This window comes from Streptomyces sp. NBC_01450, assembly GCF_036227505.1.
Taxonomy (GTDB): domain Bacteria; phylum Actinomycetota; class Actinomycetes; order Streptomycetales; family Streptomycetaceae; genus Streptomyces.
Genome location: NZ_CP109481.1, coordinates 654,983 through 674,992, shown reverse-complemented (window position 1 = coordinate 674,992; position 20,010 = coordinate 654,983). Strand labels below are relative to the sequence as shown.

The following is a 20,010-nucleotide window of genomic DNA, read 5'->3' as shown; positions in this document are numbered from 1 at the left end:
ATGAGCCGCGTCGCCGAGGGTGTCTCCCCGCTCGAACTCGCCGACTACCAGAAGGCCGTACGGCTCGTACTGCGGCATCCGCTGGTCACGCCCGGGTATCCGGACAAGGCGGCGCTGGCGACCGTGCGCCGCTGGGCCGGGCAGCTGCGCACCGATCTGACGGAGGTGCTCGGCTACCGGCTCGTCACCACCGCCGACACCGCCCGGCTCCAGCGCGCCCAGGACGGCCTGGACGCCACCCGCCCGGCCCTCACCCGCGCGGGACGCCCCTTCGACCGACGCCGCTACGCCTACCTCGTCCTCACCCTCGCGGCCCTGGGCCGCCACGGCGCGCAGGTGGCGCTGGGCGAGCTGGCCGACGCGGTCGCCGCCGACGCCGTACGCATCGACGGACTCGGACTCGACACCGCACGCAAGCCGGACCGGGACGCCTTCGTCGACGCCGTCACCTGGCTCACCGAACGCGGCGCGCTCACCCTCGCCGACGGCTCTGCCACTGCCTGGGCCGGCGATCCCGAGCGTGCCGAGGCCCTGTACGACATCGACCGCGAGATCCTCCTCGCCGTCCACCACCCGACCCGCGTCCTGCAGCACCTGAGCTCCGTCACCGCGCTCCTCGACTCCGCAGGCGCGCTGGGCATGTCCGCCGGCCGTGCCGCCCAGCGCCGCGACCAGGCCCGCCGCGCCCGCCGCCTGGTGCTGGAGAATCCGGTCGCGTACTACGCCGACGCCGACACCGAACTCCTGGGCCAGCTGCGGGCCCCCGCCCTCGCCGAGGACCTGGAGCGCCTGACCGGGCTGACGGTGGAGCGGCGGGCCGAGGGCGTGGCGCTCATCGACACCTCCGGCAGACTGTCCGACATCCGCTTCCCCGGCGGCGGCACCGTTGCGCAGGCCGCGCTGCTCCTTGCGGCCCGGATCAGCGCCGCCGTGCAGCGTTCCGGACGACACGCCCTCGAACTGCTGCCCGCGCCCACCGCCGCCGAACGCCTCGTGGCCCGCGCCCGGCGTATCGACGGCGCCCTCCCTACGCGCTCGGCGATCGCCGAGTTCGCCACGCCCGACGAGCCTGACGCGGGGGCCGCGTACGAGATGCTTGAGCCGTATGAGAATCATGACGAGGCGGGAGAGGAGCGGGGAGAGACCCGGTATCCCTTCGTCACCGACTCGTGGCTGCGCGGCAGGCTCAAGGAGATCACTGGTGAGTACGGTGCGGGCTTCGCCGCCGATCTGCGCGGCGACCCGGACCGGCTGCTCGGCCAGGCTCTGGCCCTGCTGGCCGCCATGTCGCTGATCGTCCGTGTGGACGGCGGAGTCCTCGTGCTTCCGCTGCTCGCCCGCTACCGCGGGGTCACCGCCCGGGTGAAGACCCGTACGGCAGCTCAACCACCAGCCCAGACCGCACCAGCCCATACCGGCCTGTTCGCCGACGACACCGCCAAGGACCCGACTCCGTGAGCACCCCCGCTCCCACCCCGGCTCCCCGATATGTCCCCACCCGTGCCGGGATCATCAACCTGTGGGACTACCGGGACGAGGAGTTCTCCTTCGCCGGCGGCTGGCTGGTGCTGCGCGGCCCCAACGGATCCGGCAAGACCAAAGCCCTGGAAGTCCTCTTCCCGTTCGTCCTCGACGGCCGCATCGACCCCAAGCGGCTCAACCCGTTCGCCGCCGAGGACCGCACGATGAAGTCCAACCTGCTCTTCCGCGGCCAGGACAGTGCCCTCGGCTACGTCTGGATGGAGTTCACCCACCGTGTCACGGGCGAGGCCGTCACCTGCGGTATCGGGCTGCACGCCCAGCGGCACCGCGACACACCCGCGCGTTGGCACTTCGTCGCCGAAGGCCGCGTCGGAGAGGAATTCTCGCTGCTGACCGACGACGACCGGCCGATGACGAGGAAGCAGCTAACCGCCGAGCTCGGACGCGAACTGATCGCCTCCACGGCCGACTACCGTGCCGCCGTCGACCAGCGCCTGTTCGGCCTCGGCCGGGAGCGGTACGAGCAACTGCTCACCCTGATCCTCACGTTGCGCCGTCCGCAGCTCGCCAAAAACCTCGACCCGGCCAAACTCTCCGACACCCTCACCGCGGGCCTGCGCCCGCTCGACGACGACCTGATCGCCGAGGCGGCCCGCTCCTTCGACGACATGGAGTCCGTGCAGCGCACCCTTGAGGGGCTGGCCGCCGCCGACGACGCCACCCGCGCCTTCCTCGCGAGCTACTCCACCTATCTGCGGGTCCACGCCCGCACCGCCGCGGACAGGCTCACCGCCCGCCGCGCCGAAACCGCCGAGCGCGCCGCCGCCCTGCGCACCGCCGCCGCGGACCTGGCGGCGGCCCGTGAACAGCAGGCCACCGCCGAGACGCGCGCCGAGTCGGCCGACGCCGCGCTCGCCGCCCAGCGCGCCCGTCTCGACCAGCTGCGCTCCTCCGCCGCCTACCAGGCCATCGAGCAACTGGCCGACCTGGAACGCCTGGTGCGCACCTGCGAGCAGGCCGCCCGGCAGGCGAGCGCCGAACGCGAACGCCGCACCGCCGCCACCGGCCGCGCCCGCGCCGAAGCCGAACACGCAGCCCGGCTCGCCGGCGAACTCGACGCAGCCGTCTCCCGGGACGCCGCCACCGTCGCCGACCACGCCCACACAGCCGGCCTCGCCTGGACGCCGGCCGATGCCGAGCCCGACCACATCGCCGACCGTTCCGCCGCGCTGGCCGCCGCCCGCCACGAGGGCGTCCGGGTCGTGCGCGGCGCCCAGCAGGCGGCACGCGGTGCCGACCAGACCCGTGACCTCGCCCGGGTCGCACTCGACCGCGCGCAGGAGGCGGTCGCTGCGGCCGAAACCGCCGAAACCGCTGCCGAGTCGGCCCTCGAATCCGCCCGCGAACAGACCCGTACGGCGCTCGGTCAGTGGACGGGGGAACACGGCGCGCTCATGGCCGAAGCGGGTGCCGACCGACTCGCCGAAGCCCTCGAACTCACCGGCGAGACCGAGGCGGTCACACTCGCCGACGCCTTCACCGAGGCCACCACTGCCGCCGTGCAGGAGCTGCGCGACACGATGGCATCCTTGCGCGCTCAGCGCACCGATGTCGAGCGTCGGCACGCCGAGACCAAGGCCGAACGCGACCGGATCGCCGCCGAACACGACGACGCCCCGCCCCCGGCCCGCGGCCGCACTGCCGAGCGAAGCGAGATGGGCGTCCCCCCGGCCGAAGACTGGGGGAGGGCGCCCAGTGACGGCGTGCCGCTGTGGCGACTCGTCGACTTCGACGACGAGCTGACGGATCATCAGCGCGCCTGCCTGGAAGCTGCCCTGGAGGCGTCGGGCCTCCTCGACGCGCTCCTCACCACCGAGGACAACCCCGTGACAGCCGGGCACAGCGAGGGCTACCTCCGCGCCGGTGCCCCGGTGAGTGGACCGAGCCTCGCCGATCTCCTGCGACCCGAGAACCCCGATGGCCTCGGGGACCCCGAAGGCAACGCCGCGATCCCGGCCGCGCGGATCACCGCTGTACTGCGCTCCGTCGCCGTCACCGGCGATCTCGACACCGGGACCCCACAGATCAGTCCAGACGGCCGGTACGCGGCCGGTGTCCTGGTGGGTGCCCACACCAAGGAGCACGCCGAGTACGTCGGCGCCACCGCCCGCGCGCGCCGGCGCGCCGCCCGGATCGCCGCCTGCGAGAAGCTGCTGGCAGAACTCTCCGCCCAACTGCACGAGTTGGCGCGCGCACAGGCCCGTGCGGACGCCGCCCTCGACGCGTACGCCGCCGCTCGCGCCGCCCTGCCCCGCACGACCGGCATCACGCAGGCCCTGCGCGAACTCGACAAGGCCGCAGCGAGACTGCGCGCCACCCGCGACGCCGCCGACGCGTCCCAGGCTTCGTACGACGAGTCGGTGGCCACCTGCTCGGTCGCCGAGCGCGCCCTGCGCCGCACCGCGGCCGAGTACACCATCGAGATCGAGCGCGTCGACGCCGTCGAGACCGCCACCCGCGCCTTCGAGACGGCGGTCCGCGAACTCACCGCCCGCCGCCGCGAACACGCCCGCCAGACCGAGGCCGCCCAGGCAGGCGCCGACCGGCTCACCGCCGCCGCCGAGGACGAGGAGGCGGCGCTGGACGCCGAGCGCGCGGCGCGCCGCCGGCACACCGAGGAGGCCGCGGGACTCCAGGCCCTCCAGGAGGCCGTCGGGGCCGAGGCGCAGGAGGTGATGCGCCAGGTGCAGGAGGCCGAGGACGGAATCGACGCCCTGGTGAGGGAGGCCGAGGCGGCTCGTGTGGCCCAGCACACCGCGATCGCGGGCACCGCCGCGGCCGAGGCCCGCCGTACGGCCGCGGCCGAGGCCGGGTCGGTCGCCGCGGCGGAGGAGAAGGACACCGCCCGCGGCCTGCGCCCGTACGCCGCCCGTGAACTCCTCGACATCCTGCGCTGTCCGCCCGGCCTCGCCTGGCCCGCCCAGGAGGCCGACTGGGCAGGCGAAGCACTCCCGTTGGCCGTGGTCGCCGTACACGAGGCGATCCTCTCCGCGACCCGCGACCTCACCCCCACCGAGACCAGCCTCAAGCAGTCCGTCACGCGTCTCACCAAGGCCCTGGACGACCTGCAGGCGCAGCTCGCCGCCGCCGGACAGGACTACCGGCCCGAATGGGACGGCTCCGACGGGGTCATCCTCGTACGCGTGGCCGACGAGGAGGGCCCGCTGCCCGTCGCCGCCTTCGCCCAGAAGATCGCGGCACACCGCCGTGACCAGGCCGAACTGCTCTCCGAGTCCGAGCAGCGCATCCTGGAGGACGCCCTGCTCACGCGGCTCGCCCAGCAGATCCACGACCGCACCGTCGACGCCCGTGACCTGATCAGGCGGATGAACACCGACATGCGCAGGCGCACCATGTCATCGGGGACGACGGTCGGTGTGAGCTGGCTGCTCGCAGACCATCTCGACGACGAGCAGCGCGCTGTCTGCGGCCTCCTCGACGCCGACGCCGCCCGCCTCGGCCCCGACGGTCTCGTCCGGGTACGCACCCACTTCGCCGCGCAGATCAAGACCGCCCGCGCCCGCCACCGCGACCAGCCCTATCGGGAGTTGCTCGCCGAGGTCCTCGACTACCGGCGCTGGCGGCAGTTCGCGTTCCAGCTCGTACGCCCCGACAAGAGCGAGGAGAGGCTCACTCGCGCCCGGCACAGCCGGCTGTCGGGCGGTGAGCAGTCCGTGTCGCTGCACCTGCCGCTGTTCGCCGCCGCGCACGCCATGCTCAACTCCGCCGACCCGCACGCCCCGCGCCTGCTCGCCCTCGATGAGGCCTTCGCGGGCGTGGACGACACGGGGCGCGGCGAACTCATGTCGCTGGCAGCCCAGTTCGACCTCGACCTGTTCATGACCGGCTACGACCTGTGGGCCGCCCACGCCTCCGTGTCCGCCGCCGCCCACTACGACCTCGCGCACACCGCCGTCGACCACACCGTCTCCGCGCTGCTGCTCGTCTGGGACGGCGACCGGCTCCTCGCCGACGACACCGGCGATCTCACCACCGCCCTCGGCTCGCCCGGCACCCGGCGCGTCCCGACGTCCGAGGGGGCCGCTGTTGTCGACTGAGCCGCGTGAGCACCGTGAGTGCGAGGAGTTGCGGGGCGAGGGATGGACACGGCTGCTCGCCGCCGCCCGCCGCAGGCTGGAGCGCACCGGCGGCGTGATCGACGGCGACATCGGGCTCACGGGGCCCAGCGAGGCCGAACGCCGCACCGTCATCGGCATCACCGGCCGCTACCGGCCCGAGACCGCCAAGCGCCTCGCCGTACCCCTGAGCGACCTGGACGCGTATCTGCACGACCGGTACGGCACCGGTCTCCTGACGACCCTCGGCCGGCTCCACGGCCCGTTGCGTGACCGTCCGGCCGAACGGGCCGACGAGGAAGCGCGCCGCGAACAGGCCATGAAGTCCGCCCACTCCAGCCCACTCGCAGAGCAGGGATGGTTCGCGGCCTGGCTGGAGCGGATCGCCGCTGACGGCACCCTCACCCGTCTTGTACGCCGCGGGGACGCTCCCCTCCTCGACGCGGCGGTACGCGTCCTGGAAAGGCTCCCCGGCGACCGGGACCGGCCCCCCGTGCACCCGGCCGGCGTCCTGCCGCTTCCGGTTCTCGCCGAGTGGGCCACCGGCGACACCAAGGCCCTCGTTCCCGGCAGCCCACTCGAACAGCTCGTCCTGCGCGCCCTCGCCCAGCGCACCGGTGGCGACGTCCCGCGCGTGCGGGCCGGACGGCGCGCCCTGTGGGAGAGCGCCGGAGCCATCGCCGACGACCTCGCCAGCCAGGTACTCGTCCTCAACATCGGGGCCGAGGGCGACACCGTGGTCTGCGACTGGCTGCGCGACGCCGCCGACTTCGGCATCCCCTTCCGGCTCACGCTCCACCAGCTCGCCACCGACCCCGTCGTGCCCGCGGCCCGCACCATCTTCGTCTGCGAGAACCCGGCCGTGCTGCGTGCCGCGGCCGGCGAACTCCAGGACACGAGCGCGGCCCTCGTCTGCACCGAGGGCGTCCCGTCCGCCGCCTGCCACAAATTGCTCGGCGACGCCGTACGCGCGGGAGCCCGGCTGCACTGGCGCGCCGACTTCGACTGGGTCGGCCTGCGCATCACCGCGGACGCCGTGGCCCGCCACGGCGCCCGCCCCTGGCGGATGACCGCCGCCGACTACACGGCGGCACTCAGCAAGGGCGAGTCCACACCGCTCGCGGGACCGCCCGCGGCCAGCCCCTGGGACCCCGAACTGGCCCGTACCATCGAGGAGTCGGGCAGCACGGTCATGGAGGAACGCCTCCTGCCCGCACTCTTGTCCGACCTCACCCGCACCTGACCCGGCGAGTCCGGGAGCCGGCTCGATCTGCCCACAGGGGAGTGTCGGCCGGTGTTCACCGACGAGCGGGGACCTGGCGCCGAGGACGATGTCGAGGCCGAGGAAGCGGACGCTCCCGGGCTATGGCTGTACGCGCCGGCGCAGGGTTTCCGAGCCTGCTACCGGGAGTGGGGCTGTTCATCGACGGGCTATGAAGAGGACGCGTGCGGTGGCGCGGGTGGTCGTCACGGACAAGCAGTGTTCCTGCGGCGCGGCCCTCCGTGAGGTCATGTCCTCCGTCGAGCACCGCTCGCACGAGGGGCTGAACAACCGGGCCGAGAACAGCCACCAGCCCACCAGGCAGCGTGAACGCGCGATGAAGGGCTTCCGCAGTGTGGGCGCGGTCCAGCGGTTCCTGTCCGCGTTCAGCGGCATCTCGCCCCACTTCCGGCCCCACCGCCACCTGATGACAGCCTTCGACCACCGAGCCGAGATGACCATCCGCTTCGCCATCTGGGACCAGATCACCGGCACTGCCAGCCGACCCGCCACGGGCTGAACACGGGCCCGGACCGCAGACCCACCACACCCCGACGCACCATCAGACAGTCACGCACCCAACAACGTGACAACGCCGCTTGGCGGGGTCCCAGCGTTGCGCGCGGGCGGTGGCCAGCACGTCGGGGGCGGCTTTGCGCATTTAGGGCAGGCGCATCCGGCGCATCAGCCTGTCCAGTTCCTCGGACAGGGCCGGGGTCTGGGGAAACGTCACGGTCGTATATTCCTTCGCTGGTCGGGGTGGGCGCCGATAGGCTCGGCGGGTGATCAATTTGGCGGTGCGTGGTGACAGCGGGGACGTCGTGGCTCGCGCCAAGGCCGGTGTGGTGTGGACCGCTGACTTCGCGGACCTGGACCCGGCGGAATTTCCGATGCTCTGGGCCCTGACTCCGTATGGCGATGCGGTGTTCAACCAGCGGCAGATGCCGCTGCTGCTGGCGGAACTCGACCGGCTTCCTGCAGTCTGTGGTGGTGACTGGGTCGCCCAGGCCCGCGAGTTGTGTCAGGTTGTCGAGCGAGGGCTGCACCTGTATCTGTGGTTCATCGGTGACTGATCCCGATCGGCGGGTCTTCAACTGCCCTGGGGCCGCTGCCTATTGGCCCAGGGCCTGCCAGCCGATCGTGCCGCTCTGGACGGAGTGGGTCTCGTCCGCGCGTACGAACTCGCCGGCGGGTCTGTTCGCCGCGAGATGCTCCAGGATGGAGAGCAGGTCGTCGTCGGCGAAGCGTCCGGCGGTCGCGGCCAGCCTCAGATTCGCCGGCACTCAAAGCAGGATCCGGAGCGGGTGCTCGAGAACGTCCACGAACGCCTTCATCCACTCGGCCGCAGTGGCGCCGTCCACCGACCGGTGGTCGACGGCAAGGGTCAGACGCAGTACGGACGCGATGTTGATCGCCCCCTCGTCGACGACTGCCTCTTGCCGCACCGCGCCGACGGCCAGGATTGCGGCCTGTGGCGGGTTGATGATCGCTGCGAAGTCCTCGGTGCCGTACATGCCGAGGTTGGTGATCGTGATCGTGCCGCCTTCCAGTTCGTCCTGCTGGAGCCGGCGCTCCTTCGCACGGGCGATCAGGTCCTTCGTTGCCTCGGCTACGTCGCTGATCGACAGGGAGTCCACGCCGCGGACCACCGGGGTGACCAAACCGCCGTCGGTGGCGATGGCCACAGCGATGTCGACGTCCGAGAAGTGCCGGATCGAGGTGTCGTTCCACTGCGCGTTCATCGCGGGGACGCTCACGTGTGCGGACGCGATCGCCTTGACGAGCAGGTCGTTGATCGACACCTTCACGCCCGGGCCGGTGTTGATCTGTTGCCGCAGCTCAAGCAATGCGTCGACGCGTGTGCCGGCGCGCAGATAGAAGTGCGGCGTGTTCTGCTTGCTCTCCGTCAGCCGGCGGGCGATTGCCATCCTCATCCGCGTGTTGGGCACGTCCACGAATCGCGGTCCGATGGCCGAAGTCCCGTTTCTCGGAATTTCTGCCCCGGTGTTGGCCGGCAACGTCTCCTCCGGCTCCACCGAGGTGACGACGGCTGCTTCGATGTCGGCGCGCCGGATTCGTCCGTGCGGGCCGCTCCCCACCACAGCGTTCAGATCCACTTCGAGTTCGCGCGCGAGACGTCGTGCCAGCGGGCTGGCGAAGGTGCGCTCGCTGTTGTCCCGCGCCGCCACGGCGGGCGCCGGAGTGACCGTGCCCGCGGGCGTTGCGGGCTCTTCCGGCGCCGTCGCCGAAGTGGTGGACGCCGTCACCGGCGCTTGTCCGGTACCGAGCGAAGCCACCAGGGCATCCACCTCGGAGGCCGACTCGTCCTTTGCCCCCCAGACTGCGATCGGTGTACCCACCGCCACTGCCGTGCCCGCTTCCACCAGGAGGCGCAGTAGTACGCCGTCGCTCTCGGCTTCCACGTCGACCGCGGCTTTCTCGGTCTCCACCGTGACGATCGGGTCGCCGGCTGCATAAGGGGTGTTCAAGCCGACGTTCCAGGCTTCCAGGATCGCCTCTGTGGTGTTGGCGGCGACCTCGGGCATGCGCATGATCTCAGCCATTGTTCTGCCCCTGCGTGATCTCGCGGAGCCTGGCGACGACTTCCTCCGTGGAGGCGAACGCGGCACGCTCCAGTACCTTGCTGATGCTCGGCGACGCCTCGCCTCCCGTCACGCGCTCGATCGGGGCGTCGAGCCAGTCGAACAGCCGGCGTTGGATCTCGTCCGAGAGCCAGCCGCCGTAGGAGGTGCCTATGGCGCCCTGCTCGGCGATGAGCACGTTGTTGGTCTTCATCACCGATTGGGTGATCGTGTCCCAGTCCAGGCTGGCCTGGTCCAGCCAGCGCAGGTCGATGACCTCGGCGTCCACTCCTGTCTGTTCGACGGCGGCCAGAACGGCGGGTGTCATCGCCAGGTAGGTGAGGATGGTCAGGGCCGCTCCCTCGCGGCGTACGGCTGCCTTGCCGACGGGAAGGTAGTGGTCGTAGTTCTCCGGCAGCCCGGGCCCGGTGGAGTTGTACAGATCCACGTGCTCGAGGACCACGACCGGGTCATCACAGGCCAGAGCCGTGTTCATCAGGCCGACGTAGTCGAACGGCGTTGACGGAGCGACTATTCGCCAGCCCGGTGCCGTCGCGAAGATGCCGGCTGGGTCCATCGAGTGCTGCGATCCGTAGCCGGTGCCGGTGGCGACCTTGCTGCGCAGGACGAACGGCACCTTGCCCTCACCTCCGAACATGTGGCGGGCTTTTCCGATCTGGTTGAACAGTTGGTCTGCCGCCACCCACATGAAGTCGGCGTACATGAACTCGACAATCGGGCGGAACCGGCCGTCCAGAGCCAGTCCGCCGCCGAGGCCGGCGAACGCGTTCTCCGAGATCGGGGTCCCGAGTACGCGGTCGGGGAACGCCTCGCTCAGGCCGCGGGTAGCACCATTGGTGCCACCGTTGAGCTTGTGTACGTCCTCTCCCATCACCACGACGCGAGGATCGGTCCCCAGGCGACGTCCCATCACCCCGGCGACGGCGCCGATGAACTTGACATCGGTCAAGTCGTCGGCAAAGTCCTCGGCGTCGGTGAACTCGATGCCGGCCAGCTCCGACAGGTCGCCCCGGATGCCTTCGTCGACGAACGCCGGGTCCGGCCACTCCGAGGGCACGATGCGTCGCTCACCCGGCTTGCCGCCCGGCCGCGGTTCCAGGAGGACGTCGCCGAGTTCCGACATCAGAGACTTGGCGCGTTTGATCGTCTCCGTAACCGCCCTCTTGCTGAGGATTCTGCGTCGCACCAGGTGTCCCACCATGGTGTCGATCGGATCCCGACCGCGCCACTGCGATTCCTCCTCCTTGGTGCGATACCGGAACGCCGAGCCGGGGAAGGGGCCGTTCTGGTGGAAGTAGCGGTACACATCGGCTTCGATCATCGTCGGACCGTCGCCGCTGCGCATATGGGCGAGGGCCTGCTGCGTCACGAGGTACACAGCCAGCGGATCCATGCCGTCGACCTTCCAGCTCCGGATGCCGAAGCCCGGGCCGCGGCCGGACAGCCGTGGTTCGGCGGTGACTTCGGACACGTGGGTGGAGACGGCGTACAGGTTGTTCTCGACGAAGAAGCACAAGGGCAGCGACCACGCCGCCGCAAGATTGAGGCTCTCCAGCGTGGATCCGATGTTGATCGCGCCGTCGCCGAAGAACGTGAAGGTCACCGCGTCAGTGCCGGCTTTCTTGTGGGCCCACGCGGATCCGGCCGCGAGCGGTACCCCGCCACCGACGATCGCGTTGGTCCCGATGGCGCCGGCCTCGTGCCACTGGAGGTGCATGCTGCCGCCTCGACCGTGGCTGAAGCCCTGGTCCAGTCCACAGATTTCACGCAGGCTGCGCAGGAGTACGGCCCGTACATCCTCAGGGAACGGCTTTGTTGGATCTATGCCTTTTGGGTACAGATGGGCGAGCGCCTTGGCGAGGAACTGGTGATGGCCACGATGTGACCCGTTCACGGTGTCCTCCGACGTAAGGGCGAAGCACGCACCGACCGCGCCTCCCTCCTGGCCGATGCTGGAGTGCGCAGGGCCGTGGATGAGCCCGTCCGCGGCAAGCTCCAGGACGAACTCCTCGAAGGTCCGGATCAACACCAGCTGGCTGAACATGCCAGTCAAGAGTTCTGGAGCCGCGGCGTCCCAGTCGTCCTGGGTGACGACGAACTCCGACCACGCGGCGTTCGCTTCGAGTGTGCGTTCCGCAGGCATCGGGAGCCTCCTTCAATCGGCGAGAGCGCAACCGACACTGCCACATAGTTGGATCCAATCACAAGAGTAAGCTCGACTTCTGGTGTCATGGGCGTCATCATTGGCGTGCGTTTGTATCCAAAGGAGGAAGATCATGGCCCTACCTGGCCTCGTGCGCCTGGATCACATCGGATTCACGGTGCCGGACCTGGACCAGGCGCACGCGTGGCTCGTGGACGTCCTGGGTTGTGAGTACCTGTACTCGCTCGGCCCGTTCAGCTCGGCAGGCGACTGGATGTCGGAGCACCTGAACGTGGACGCGCGCACAGTCATGCGTCAACTGCGCTTCTACCGGTGTGGCGAGCAGGCCGTGTTCGAGGTCTTCGAGTATCAAGCGGATGTGCGGCAGACGGTTGTCCCGCGCAACAGTGACGTCGGCGGTCACCATGTCGCGCTGTACGTCGAAGACCTGGACGAGGCCGTGTCGTTCCTGAGAGCGAGGAACGTTCCCGTGCTGGGCGACCCGACCGTCAGCGCCGGACCGTCAGAGGGGCAGAGGTGGGTCTACTTCCTCTCACCGTGGGGAATGCAGTTCGAGCTTGTGTCCTATCCTGGCGGCAAGGCCTTCGACCGTGACCCGTCAAAGTTCAGAGGTGACCGCTCTTGACTCCTGCGCCCGCTCGCAATCCGCGCAGGTCGGACAGTGTCAGGAGTCAGCACATCGCCGGCATCCTCCGCGACGAGATCCTCGCCGGTGAGCTGACCCCCGGCACGTGGTTGCGCCAGGACGAACTCGCGGAGCGCCTCGGCACGAGCCGTATCCCGGTCCGCGAAGCCCTGCGCATCCTGGAGTCCGACGGCCTCACCGAGTCGTTCCCCAACCGAGGGTCGCGGGTTCCTGTGCTCAGCCTCGAGGACGTGAACACGTACTACCGGATGCGCGAGCGACTCGAGCCGCTGACTCTGACCGAGAGCCTTCCCCATCTCACCGATCACCACCTCGCCCACCTGGAGCACATCCAGGACGAGATCGAGAACCAGAGCAACGTCAATCGGTTCCTTCTTCTGGACCGCGACTTCCACATGGCGACCTACGCGGGTTGCCCCAGCGACCACCTGCTGGCCATGACAGTGCGGCTCTGGAACTCCACCCAGCACTATCGTCGTGCGTTCATGGTGCTCACGGACCCTGACCGGGCCGCGATCGTCAACGCCGAACACCGGCTGATCCTCGACGCCGTGCGGCGCCGTGATCCTGAAGACGGTGAGCGGTACCTCACGGGGCACATCCGCCGCACGAGGGTCGAACTCACGGCTCACCCCGAACTCTTCATCGAAAAACGGTGACACGGGGCGGACTGCTGCAGCAGCTGGCCTGATCTTTCGGGCCAGCGACTGAGCGATCTCCGTGTCGGGACTGAACGCCCGTCTCAGGGGGTGGGATGCCGACGCGCGTGCCGGACTCGGCCCGTTAACGATCGCCCCGTGGTGCGTGGTGCGTGGTGCGTGGTGCGTGGTGTGCGGTGTGCGGTGTGCGGATGAGCGTCCGCTTCGACCGTCGCCCCTGAAAGCCAGGGGGTGCAGAGCTGGTGATGCCTCGCAGCCGTGCAGCCGGACACCGCGATGGCCGTCGCTGCCATACGCATTCGACGCACGCAGTCGGCTCTCTCAACGCATGGCGAACTGCTATGAGATGGGCACGCACGCCAAGAATGTATCCAACTGAATGTGAGTGAAAGGCATCTGCGCCGTATACCCTGGTGCACTATTTCTGCGGAGCCTACAATGGATCCAATCAACATTCGTTGAATGCCCCACACCACGAGGAGAGCGCCGTGCCCATCGCTACGGTCAACCCCGCTACCGGTGAGCTCATCGAAGAGTTCGCTTCACTCACGAAGGAACAGGTCAATCAGCGGCTGACGCAAGCAGAGGCCGCGGCCGCAATGCTGCGGGCAACCGACTTCGACACTCGCGCCCGGTGGATGCGGGCAGCCGCAGACCTGGTCGAGGCTGAGGCAGCCCACACGGCGCGAAGGCTCACGATCGAGATGGGCAAGCCGATCGCGCAGGCCCGCGGAGAGGTCCTCAAGTGCGCGCACGCGATGCGGTTCTACGCGGACAACGCCGAAATCCTGTTGGCCGACCAGCCACTCACTGACCCGAGCACGGTCAGGGCTTCGGCTGCCTACACCTCCTACGAGCCTCTGGGCGTCGTTCTTGCCGTGATGCCGTGGAACTATCCGATGTGGCAGGTGATCCGCTTCGCTGCGCCCGCGCTGATGGCCGGCAACGTCGGCCTGCTCAAGCACGCCTCGAACGTGCCGCAGTCCGCGATGTACCTCGACACGCTCTTCGAACGAGCGGGCTTCCCCGTCGGATCGTTCCAGACGCTCCTCATCGGCTCAGCCGACGTCGAAGCAGTCGTCCGCGACCGGCGCGTCGCCGCCGTGACGTTGACCGGTTCTGAGCCTGCCGGGCGGTCGATCGCAGCTGTCGCGGGCTCAGAGGTGAAGAAGGCCGTGCTGGAGCTAGTGCCGCGACAGGCAACGTTCGCCCCGTCGCGACGCCCGGCACGCCCTCTCGCCGCACCGGCCGAAAGCCCAAGTACGTCCAGTACGAGGACTTCCGGCCGGCACGCCGAGAGCACGCACCGGACGCCGCTCCTTGACGGGCAAACGTTGCCTGCCGCGGCACTAGGCGGGTCAGACCCGTTCATCGTGCTGCCCTCCGCCGATGTCCGCGCGGCCGCCCGAACGGCCGTGACCGCTCGTACGATCAACAACGGCCAGTCCTGCATCGCGGCCAAGCGGTTCATCGTCCACACGGAGGTGTACGAGGAGTTCGTCGAGGTCTTTGTCACGGGCACAAAGGCGCTGACGGTCGGCGACCCGCTCGACGAGGAAACCGAGATCGGGCCGATCGCCACGGAGTCCGGTCGGCGCGAGCTCGTCGAACTGGTCGACGACGCCATCACGAAGGGTGCCGTCCTGCGGTGCGGTGGGTCGGCGGTCGGTACCGAGGGATGGTTCTTCGAGCCGGCGGTGCTGGAAGAGGTCACCGACGAGATGCGGGTGTATCGGGAGGAGGCTTTCGGCCCGCTGGCAGTGGTCCACCGGGTCGATGACATCGAGCAGGCCGCGGCGCTCGCCAACGACACGACCTTCGGCCTCAGCTCGTCGGTCTGGACCACCGACCCGGACGAGGAGCGGTTCCTGATCACCCGCCTCGAGGCCGGTGCCGTCTTCGTCAACGGCATGAGCGTCTCCTACCCAGAGCTACCTTTCGGCGGCGTGAAGGACTCCGGTATCGGCCGCGAGCTCGCCGCTGAAGGCATCCGGGAGTTCTGCAACCTCAAGACGATCTGGAAGAGCTGACGAGAAACGTTGGTCTCCTCGGAGCGGGCGCTATGGGCTCGGCCATCGCTCGTCGGCTCCTGGCGCACAGTCACGACGTCGTGGCCTGGAACCGTTCCCCCGCGCCGCTCGCCGAGCTGGTCGAGGCCGGCGCTCGACCAGCTGCCGCGCCAGGGGAGGCGGTCGGGGCGCCGTGTCCTTCTCGATGTTCGCCAGCGACATCGCCACCGACTCACTCCAGGCCGATGAACACTTCCAGCACTCCGCCGGCGGGTGCATGTCTGCCTTGCGCCATCACTCCTACAGCCGCCGGTAGGGCCGCTTGCGCCTAGCCGAGACCGTCGCCCATGAGGCGTACCTCGAGCTGCCGACAGTGCCCGCGCTCCACCGAGTGTTCGAGGAGGCGCCGGCGGACCCGGCGCTTCGCGGCAGGGATTGGTGAGCAATCGCTGAAGTCCGGCGATGCACACCGGCCCTACGAAATGGGAGGCCGACCGGATCAACGAGCCCGGCCCGCATACTCGTTGCGTTCACTGCTTTGGGTGCGAGATGTGCAGCCCAGGCGCCTCAGCCTGATGTGCATCCCACTGTTCATGTGGGCGCCGGCGATACGATCGGTCTCGATGGGCGTTCCGTCCAAGATCACGTGGGGGAGGTCGGCCTGGCACTCCCTCAGCACGCGAATGCAGATCTGGGACTTGCTCTGCGAGAACGTCGGCGCTTTCGCGGAGGTAACGGCAGCCGGTGGCCCAGGAGACCCCGGCGGTGCGGGCCAGGCAGTGCACACGTCCGCACATGTGGCGCAGGCGCCCTGGCGGAGGGTTCGTTCGAGATGTCCATCGTCACTGAAAGCGGCGTTGGCCAGCGGGCCGCACCGTAACAGTGACCGGACTGTCTCCCCCCGGATACAGGTCCGTGTGCATGAGGGCAGTTGCACGATGGTGAGTCAGTCGTGTGCGGTGGCGTACTCGCGCATCCCGGCGGCCCTATGGGTGTGGAGGATCGTCCTGGATGAGGACGATGCTGGTGCCGAGTTGGATGTAGGCCGCACGACCAGGTCGCGGCGGTCTGGCGTACCGCAAGGATCAGCGCGCGTCCCTCCGACAACACCCTGAACAGTTCAGTGGTCGAAAAGCTCGATGAAACGTGGCAGCGACGCGTCGAACGCGTCGTCGTATGACATCGATGCGAACTCGTAGAGGGAGCGACGGCCAGGGGCACCTGCGCCACCCGCCCTCAGTGTGTTATCGAGCCACTCCTGGGCGACCACAGCTGCCCGGCCGGCCTCAACCACGGCCTGCACGAGACCGACCTCGCGGGCCCTCTCGGCGGTGAACGGCTCTCCGGAACCTATGTTTTCGATCGCCAGGCGCGGCCCGATCCGATGAATGATGGGCACTTGCGCGATCATCGGCCACATCCCTGCGCTGACCTCCACCGTGCCGATGCGCGCACTGTCCACTGCGACGGCGAAGTCGCAGGCTGCGACGAACGAGGCGCCCCCGGCGAGCGCGTCGCCGTTGACGGCAGCCGCGACAGACAAACCCAGACGAGGGAAAATCCGGAGGGTCTCCATCAACGCCTTGCCGAACAGAGCGGGGTCTGCACCCGCTTTGATGGAAGCGATGTCGAGACCGCCACAGAAGGTCTCACCTGCGCCGGTGAGCAGGACGGCGCGGATGTCCGGGTTGTCGTCACACTCTTGCAGCCGGGTGCGGATGTCGGTGAGGATGCCTGGGTTCAGCAGGTTCCGCTCGCCATTGTGTATGGTCAAGATGCTGATAGCACCGACCACTTCTTGGTCTACGCCGCCGCTCCAGACGCTGTCCACGCTCTTCATCGTCTGAGTCCTCTCACTTAGTTGCGGTCTGCTTGTCGAAAACGGCGCGTCCGATTCCTGGCATGTCGGCCTTGCTGCGCCGCGATCCGTCACTACTGCGTCCTCGCCCAGGCATCAAAGGACTCGGAGGATGTCTTCGACGCGGTCCTTGGCGTCGCCGAAGAGCATGGCGGAGTTCTCGCGGTAGAAGAGCGGGTTCTGGACGCCGGCGTACCCGGAGGCCATGGAGCGTTTGAAGACGATGACGTTCTCGGCGTTCCAGACCTGGAGGACGGCCATGCCGGCGATGGGTGAGCCCGGGTCCTCGGTGGCGGCGGGATTCACCGTGTCGTTGGCGCCGATGACGAGGACGACGGTGGTGTCGTCGAAGTCGTCGTTGATCTCGTCCATCTCCAGCACGATGTCGTAGGGGACCTTGGCCTCGGCCAGCAGGACGTTCATGTGGCCCGGCAGCCGGCCCGCGACCGGGTGGATACCGAAGCGCACGTTGACGTCCCGGTCCCTGAGTTTGCGGGTCAGCTCGGCGACGCCGAACTGGGCCTGGGCCACGGCCATGCCGTAGCCGGGGGTGATGATCACCGAGTCGGCCGACCCGAGGAGCTCGGCGACCCCCTCGGCAGTGATCTCGCGGTGCTCGCCGTAGTCCTTGTCGTCGGCCGGGCCGGCCTCGATGCCGAACCCGCCGGCGATCACGGAGATGAACGACCGGTTCATCGCTTTGCACATGACGGAGGACAGGTAGGCACCCGAGGAGCCGACCAGGGCGCCCGTGATGATCAGCAGGTCGTTCTCCAGCAGGAATCCCGAAGCCGCGGCAGCCCAGCCGGAGTAGGAGTTGAGCATCGAGACCACGACCGGCATGTCACCGCCGCCGATCGAGGCGACCAGGTGCCAACCCAGGGCCAGCGCCACGATCGAGACCGCGACCAGCGGCCACAGCGCCGGGTCGATCACGAACCACGTGGTCAGCACCGCGAACGCGGCCAGGGCACCGAGGTTGAGGTAGTTCTTGCCGGGCAGCATCAGCGGGGACGACTTGATCCGTGCCGAGAGCTTGAGGAACGCCACGATCGAGCCGGCGAAGGTGACCGCGCCGATGAAGACGCCGATGAACACCTCGGCGGAATGGATCCCGAGCAGCTCCTGAGCCTTCAGCACTTTGGCCTCGGTACTGACCGTGCCGTCCAGGGTGAACTCGACGTGCAGGTAGCCGTTCCAGCCCACCAGCACCGCGGCCAGACCCACGAAGGAGTGCAGCAAGGCGATCAGCTCGGGCATCCCGGTCATCTCCACGACCCGGGCCCGCCACAGCCCTATCGCGGCACCGACCGCCATGGCGCCGCTCATCAACGCCAGACCGACTCCCGAGATGTCACGGTGGACCGCCAGCGCAATCGTCGCGGCCAAGGCCACCGCCATGCCGCCGATGCCATAGGTCTTGCCGGCCTTGGCGGTCTCGTGCCGGGACAGTCCGGCCAGCGCCAGGATGAAGAGCAGGGCCGCGACGATGTAGGCAGCCGCCGCGGCGGTCTCGACAGTCATCAGATCAGACATAACAGGGGCCTTCAGCTTCTCGAGAACATGGAGAGCATCCGGCGGGTCAGTGCGAAGCCACCGAAGATGTTGACCGAGGCCAGCAGAATCGCGATCGTCGACAGCACCGTGACCACCTCGCCGTTCGGGGTCTCACCGTGCCCGATCTGCAGCAGGGCGCCGACCACGATGATTCCCGAGATCGCGTTGGTCACGCTCATCAGAGGCGTGTGCAGGGCGTGGTGCACTTGCCCGATCACGTAGTAGCCGATCACGATCGCCAGTGCGAACACCGTCAGGTGTCCCAGCAGTGCCGAGGGGGACAGGGCCGCGAGCAGGAACGACACCGTGGCGCCGACCCCAACCATCGTGAACCGCCGCTGAGTCGACACCGGCCGCTCGGCCTGGGAGCCGACCGGCTTCATCCCGGAGGGTGCGGAGGCGGGAGTGGCTGCTGGAGCGGCGGACACCTGGACCGGTGGAGGCGGCCAGGTCGACACGCCGTCGCGCACGATGGTCATCGACCGCTGCACCACATCGTCGAAATCCAGCACCAGTCGGCCGTCCTTGCCCGGGGTCATGAGCTTGATCAGGTTGACCAGGTTGGTGCCGTACAGTTGGGACGCCTGCGCGGGCAACCGACCGGGCAGGTCGGTGTAGCCGACAATGGTCACACCGTTGGCCGTGACCACGGCCTCGTCCGTGACCATGCCCTCGACGTTGCCGCCGCTCGCGGCGGCCATGTCCACGATCACGCTGCCCGACCTCATCGACGCCACCATCTCCGCGGTGATCAGCGTCGGTGCAGGCCGGCCCGGGATCTGTGCCGTCGTGATCACGATATCCATCTCGGCGATCCGGTCGGTGTACAGCCGGGCCGCACGGGTGTTGTAGTCCTGCGACATCTCCTTGGCATAACCGGTCGCCGACACCTCCAGGTCGCCGGCATCCTTGGGCTCGACCGAGAGGAACTCGCCCCCCAGCGACCTGACCTGGTCGGCAACCTCCGGCCGCGGGTCGGTGGCGTACACGATGGCACCCAGGCTTCCCGCCGCACCGACCGCGGCCAGCCCCGCCACCCCCGCACCACAGACGAGCACCCGGGCCGGCGGCACCTTGCCCGCAGCCGTCACCTGACCGGTGAAGAACCGGCCGAAGACATGAGCGGCCTCCACCACCGCCCGGTAGCCCGCGATATTCGCCATCGACGACAACACGTCCAACGACTGCGCCCGCGAGATACGTGGCACCGCATCCATCGCCAACGCCGTGATCGGCCGCGTTGCCAGGTCCTCTACCAGCGCAGGGTTCAACGCCGGGCTCATGATGCCCATGACCGTCGCACCCGGCTTCACCTCGTCCAACTGCTCCGACGAGAGCGCGTTCACCCCGAGCACGACGTCCGCTGCCAGCGGGTCACCGATCCTCGCACCGGCCCCGGCATATGCCTCGTCCGGGAAGTTCGACAACGCACCAGCACCAGACTGCACCACGATGTCGTACCCCAGCTTCACCAGCTGGACCACCGTGGCAGGAGTCGCGGCAACGCGCGTCTCGCCGCGGCGGGCTTCGCTCACGATTCCGATCAGCATTCCCAAAACTCCAGGGTGTCGATGGCGCAGAGCACTCGGCAGACCCTCACGTACGCGCAGCAGGAGCGCCATCCAAGGCGAGTGC

Annotated in this window: 14 protein-coding genes and 2 pseudogenes; 9 read left to right on the top strand and 7 right to left on the bottom strand. The window is 69.0% G+C overall.

The features are described 5' to 3' along the window. The 4 genes and pseudogenes from OG568_RS51455 to OG568_RS51440 form a co-directional block, all read left to right on the top strand. On the top strand, positions 1–1,458 hold the full coding sequence (locus OG568_RS51455; RefSeq protein WP_329537012.1) for a TIGR02678 family protein: 1,458 nt from the start codon (positions 1–3) through the stop codon (positions 1,456–1,458). Then, positions 1,455–5,600 (top strand): TIGR02680 family protein, encoded by a 4,146-nt coding sequence (locus OG568_RS51450; RefSeq protein WP_329537011.1) that lies wholly within the window; start codon positions 1,455–1,457, stop codon positions 5,598–5,600. Before OG568_RS51455 ends, OG568_RS51450 begins: the two co-directional genes overlap by 4 nt. Continuing rightward, the gene (locus tag OG568_RS51445; RefSeq protein ID WP_329537010.1) at positions 5,590–6,861 is read left to right on the top strand and encodes a TIGR02679 family protein; all 1,272 of its coding nucleotides are present in this window, start codon (positions 5,590–5,592) and stop codon (positions 6,859–6,861) included. Before OG568_RS51450 ends, OG568_RS51445 begins: the two co-directional genes overlap by 11 nt. Positions 6,862–7,081: 220 nt before the next feature. Next, positions 7,082–7,399: pseudogene (locus OG568_RS51440) on the top strand (DDE-type integrase/transposase/recombinase); the annotation flags it as partial. A gap of 78 nt (positions 7,400–7,477) precedes the next feature. On the opposite strand, the pseudogene OG568_RS61810 reads toward OG568_RS51440, so the two are convergent. Continuing rightward, positions 7,478–7,564 (bottom strand): annotated as a pseudogene (locus OG568_RS61810) (ATP-binding protein); the annotation flags it as partial. Between the two features lie 136 nt (positions 7,565–7,700). On the opposite strand from OG568_RS61810, the gene OG568_RS51430 reads away from it, so the two are divergent. Then, complete coding sequence (locus OG568_RS51430; protein WP_329537009.1) at positions 7,701–7,952, top strand: hypothetical protein; 252 nt, start codon at positions 7,701–7,703, stop codon at positions 7,950–7,952. A 39-nt stretch (positions 7,953–7,991) separates the two neighbouring features. On the opposite strand, the gene OG568_RS51425 is transcribed toward OG568_RS51430, so the two are convergent. The 3 genes from OG568_RS51425 to OG568_RS51415 are packed head-to-tail and all read right to left on the bottom strand — an operon-like array spanning position 7,992 to position 11,625. Beyond that, positions 7,992–8,162 (bottom strand): hypothetical protein, encoded by a 171-nt coding sequence (locus OG568_RS51425; RefSeq protein WP_329537008.1) that lies wholly within the window; start codon positions 8,160–8,162, stop codon positions 7,992–7,994. After that, complete coding sequence (locus tag OG568_RS51420) at positions 8,163–9,425, bottom strand: dihydrolipoamide acetyltransferase family protein (protein WP_329537007.1); 1,263 nt, start codon at positions 9,423–9,425, stop codon at positions 8,163–8,165. It lies immediately after the preceding gene. A 10-nt stretch (positions 9,426–9,435) separates the two neighbouring features. Continuing rightward, on the bottom strand, positions 9,436–11,625 hold the full coding sequence (locus OG568_RS51415) for an alpha-ketoacid dehydrogenase subunit alpha/beta (protein WP_329537006.1): 2,190 nt from the start codon (positions 11,623–11,625) through the stop codon (positions 9,436–9,438). Between the two features lie 133 nt (positions 11,626–11,758). On the opposite strand from OG568_RS51415, the gene OG568_RS51410 reads away from it, so the two are divergent. From OG568_RS51410 to OG568_RS61805, 4 genes are all read left to right on the top strand, one after another. Then, positions 11,759–12,271, top strand: coding sequence for a VOC family protein (locus tag OG568_RS51410; RefSeq protein WP_329537005.1), 513 nt, complete (start codon positions 11,759–11,761; stop codon positions 12,269–12,271). Continuing rightward, a complete protein-coding gene (locus tag OG568_RS51405) occupies positions 12,268–12,951 on the top strand; it encodes a GntR family transcriptional regulator (protein ID WP_329537004.1) in 684 nt (227 codons plus the stop codon). The genes OG568_RS51410 and OG568_RS51405 overlap by 4 nt, the downstream gene beginning before the upstream one ends. 488 nt (positions 12,952–13,439) lie before the next feature. Beyond that, entirely contained in the window at positions 13,440–14,981 is a 1,542-nt protein-coding gene (locus OG568_RS51400; protein WP_329537003.1) for an aldehyde dehydrogenase family protein, read from the top strand. Continuing rightward, positions 14,951–15,292, top strand: coding sequence for an NAD(P)-binding domain-containing protein (locus OG568_RS61805; RefSeq protein WP_443077972.1), 342 nt, complete (start codon positions 14,951–14,953; stop codon positions 15,290–15,292). Before OG568_RS51400 ends, OG568_RS61805 begins: the two co-directional genes overlap by 31 nt. 788 nt (positions 15,293–16,080) lie before the next feature. On the opposite strand, the gene OG568_RS51395 is transcribed toward OG568_RS61805, so the two are convergent. The 3 genes from OG568_RS51395 to OG568_RS51385 form a co-directional block, all read right to left on the bottom strand. Further along, entirely contained in the window at positions 16,081–16,800 is a 720-nt protein-coding gene (locus OG568_RS51395) for an enoyl-CoA hydratase/isomerase family protein (protein ID WP_329537002.1), read from the bottom strand. Between the two features lie 114 nt (positions 16,801–16,914). Next, positions 16,915–18,345 (bottom strand): Re/Si-specific NAD(P)(+) transhydrogenase subunit beta, encoded by a 1,431-nt coding sequence (gene pntB, locus OG568_RS51390; RefSeq protein ID WP_329538258.1) that lies wholly within the window; start codon positions 18,343–18,345, stop codon positions 16,915–16,917. 20 nt (positions 18,346–18,365) lie between these two features. Then, positions 18,366–19,925 carry a Re/Si-specific NAD(P)(+) transhydrogenase subunit alpha gene (locus tag OG568_RS51385; protein ID WP_329538256.1) on the bottom strand — a complete coding sequence of 520 codons (1,560 nt, stop codon included), beginning with the start codon at positions 19,923–19,925 and terminating at the stop codon, positions 18,366–18,368. Between the last annotated feature and the right edge of the window lie 85 nt (positions 19,926–20,010).